Origin of the sequence: Vibrio sp. OPT46 (assembly GCF_015163535.1) — a bacterium.
GTDB lineage: Bacteria > Pseudomonadota > Gammaproteobacteria > Enterobacterales > Vibrionaceae > Vibrio > Vibrio alginolyticus.
The window spans coordinates 22853-26291 of record NZ_JADDYG010000372.1 but is presented as its reverse complement, the minus strand read 5'-3'; the positions used below and the strand labels follow the sequence as shown (position 1 = coordinate 26291).

Genomic DNA, 3439 nt, shown 5'->3' with positions numbered 1-3439 from the left:
GTGGCATCAATGCACAGTGAAGAATGCATTGGTAACCTTTGTTCTAAGTATATAACCCTCTGCTAAAAATGAAGGTTTAATACTCTTTTTAAGTGTGGTTAATTGGATAATGCTTTGAGCTGCTTCCGTTATTTAGAACCGCAGCATCGCGATAGTTTGCCATTTGTGATTTATTGAGTGATTAAACGGTCAATTTGGAAACTCGAAATGGTGATTCTCGACCACGCTTTAGCACAACAAATTGTTGATCGAACCATGTCCATCATTGGTCACAATGTGAATGTGATGAACTCGGCAGGTATAATCATTGGCAGTGGCGACTCTAAACGTGTTGGGCAAGTGCATGATGGCGCGGTACTGGCGCTGAATCATGGCGATTCGCTAGAGCTTAATGAGCAGCAATGTTTGACGTTGCAGGGTGTCAAACCCGGTATCAATATGTTGTTGAAATTACATGGCGACGTGGTCGGTATTGTTGGCGTCACAGGAGAGCCGGAGAAAATCCGAGATTTTGCAAAACTGGTTAAAATGACCGCTGAACTAACAATCGAGCAAGCTGCGCTGGTGGAAAAATTTCAGTGGGACAGACGTCATCGTGAAGAGTTTATTCTGGCTTGGATCAATGGCAAATTGACCGATGAAGAGCTGAAAGATTGGGCGATGCGTCTTTCTATCGATGTTACTCAACCACGGGTGGCAACGGTGATTGAAGTCTCGACGCCGTCGGCCTCGAAAAGCATGAAGAGTGTGCGCAATATTGTTGAGCTGCTTGAATACCCAGAGCGTAACAACCTAGTTGCGATTGTCTCAGTGAATGAAATTGTGGTGTTGAAACCGTGTCATTCCGCCAAGCAGTGGGATAGCCAAGTTGAAAGTGAGCGCATTGATAAGTTGATGTCGCGTTTAAGCGATCACGATTCGCATACGTTTCACATTGCGCTAGGGCAGCTGTTTAATGAGCCTAAAGATGTCGCGTTGTCATACCAAAGTGCGAAGCAGGTATTAGCTATTGGCAAGCAGTTCTACCCAGAGAAACGTAAGTACCTGTTCGATGAACTTCGTTTGCCTGTTTTGTTAGCGCCGTTGGCGGATATTTGGCAAGGTGAACAAATTATTGATGGTGTGAAACGGTTGAAAGAGAAAGACAAATCTGGGCAATTATTGAAAACCCTAGATGCACTGTTTGAATGCAATGGCAATGTAACAGAATGCTCTAAAATGCTGTTTATTCACCGGAACACTCTGCGCTATCGGTTAGAGAAAATCACCGAGATAACAGGGCTACCAACCACCAATTTTGTGGGGTTAGCGGAGCTTTATATTGCGACTCGGCTCTCAAAAATGTCGTGATGTTGTGCATTTGCACAATACGCGTTATTTTTTGACCACATCATTTGTCACTCCGCCTAAAGGAATTCGAAAGCAAACGATTAATAATTCATGCGTCCCTACATGTTGAGTGAGCCAACACGGACTCGCTCAGCAAAATAAGAATAAATGGAGTTATCATGAACCTTATATTAATCCTGCTCGGGGTGATCGCATTTATTGTGCTCACGACCACCAAATTCAAATTACATCCCTTTTTAGCGCTGATCATCGCGGCGTTCCTTGCGGCATTTGCTTACGGCTTACCGGCAGATAGCATTGCCAAAACCATTGCTTCTGGCTTTGGCGGCATCCTTGGTTACATTGGTTTGGTTATCGTTTTAGGTACCATCATCGGTGTTATTTTGGAAAAAAGTGGTGCGGCGATCACCATGGCCGATACGGTCATCAAAGTGTTGGGTGAGCGTTTCCCAACATTGACTATGAGCATCATAGGTTACATCGTTTCTGTTCCGGTATTTTGTGATTCAGGCTTTGTCATTCTGAACTCGCTCAAAGAATCACTCGCGAAGCGTTTAAAAACCTCAAGCGTTGCGATGAGTGTGGCGTTGGCAACTGGCTTATACGCAACGCACACGTTTGTGCCGCCAACTCCTGGCCCGATTGCCGCTGCGGGTAACTTAGGCCTGGAATCTAACCTTGGTTTAGTGATTGGTGTGGGTGTGTTTGTTGCAGCGGTTGCGGCGTTAGCGGGTATGTTGTGGGCGAACCGATTCCAACATGTTGAACCAGATGGCATTGAAGCCGTAGAAGAAATTCAGCAAGACTGGCAAGCACTCAAAGCGTCTTACGGCAAATTGCCAACGGCGAACCAAGCATTCGCTCCTATTTTTGTTCCTATCTTATTGATCTGTTTTGGCTCTATCGCGAAATTCCCAAGCCTACCGCTGGGCGAAGGTTTTGTGTTTGATGTTCTGACTTTCTTAGGACAGCCACTAACGGCATTAGTGATTGGCCTGTTCCTTTCTGTTCGCCTACTCAAATCAGACAACAAGATTGAAGAATTTGGCGAGCGAATCAGCCAAGGTATTACGGCTGCTGCGCCTATTCTTTTGATTACCGGTGCGGGTGGCGCATTTGGCGCGGTATTAAAAGCCACGCCGCTAGGTGAATACTTAGGTACAACGCTATCGGCGCTGGGTGTGGGTATTTTCATGCCATTTATCGTTGCGGCTGCGCTAAAGTCGGCGCAAGGATCATCAACGGTTGCATTGGTGACCACATCGGCTTTGGTTGCGCCTATGCTCACGCAATTGGGGCTCGATTCAGAAATGGGCCGCGTATTAACGGTGATGGCGATCGGTGCAGGTGCGATGACGGTTTCTCATGCAAACGACAGTTTCTTCTGGGTAGTTTCGCAGTTTAGTCGAATGTCGGTGGGCCTAGCGTACCGCGCGCAAACCATGGCTACGCTCGTTCAAGGTGTCACGGCAATGGCATTGGTGTACATTTTGAGCCTCGTTCTCTTATAAGTCTCTGGAAATACGTATGAAAGTGGTAATTGCACCTGATTCATTTAAAGAAAGCTTAACCGCCAAACAAGTGAGCGAGGCGATCAAAACAGGTCTTGCTCGCGTATGGCATGATGCTGAGTTTGTTACGGTTCCGGTCGCAGACGGTGGCGAAGGCACGGTTCAATCTTTGATAGATGCAACTCAAGGCGAACAAGTCTTCACAACGGTGACCGCGCCATTAGGGAATGATGTTGAAGCGTTTTATGGCATCCTCGGCGACGGCGAAACCGCGGTTATTGAAATGGCGGAGGCCAGTGGTCTGCACCTTGTGCCGAGTGATGCTCGCGACCCAAAACTGACCAGCAGCATTGGTACTGGACAGCTGATCAAACACGCGCTAGATAGAGGTATTCAACGCTTAATCATTGGTTTGGGCGGCAGCGCTACCAATGATGGTGGCGTGGGCATGTTGACCGCGTTGGGGGTGGCGTTTCTTGATGAATCTGGTCATGCAATTACCCCAAATGGAGGCGGGTTAGCGGCGCTTGCGTCCATCGATATTTCTGGTCTTGACCCTCGTTTAGCAACTTGCGAAA

Annotated in this window: 3 protein-coding genes; all 3 read left to right on the top strand. The window is 47.3% G+C overall.

Annotated elements, in window-relative coordinates:
• The first annotated feature begins 207 nt into the window (after window positions 1-207).
• Window positions 208-1350, top strand: coding sequence for a sugar diacid recognition domain-containing protein (locus tag IQR33_RS17195; protein WP_193837830.1), 1143 nt, complete (start codon window positions 208-210; stop codon window positions 1348-1350).
• 158 nt (window positions 1351-1508) lie between these two features.
• Window positions 1509-2861, top strand: a complete 1353-nt coding sequence (locus IQR33_RS17190; protein ID WP_193837831.1) for a GntP family permease — start codon at window positions 1509-1511, stop codon at window positions 2859-2861.
• Window positions 2862-2877: 16 nt separating this feature from the next.
• The coding region (locus tag IQR33_RS17185) for a glycerate kinase (protein WP_193843883.1) at window positions 2878-3439 on the top strand (562 nt) is incomplete at its 3' end.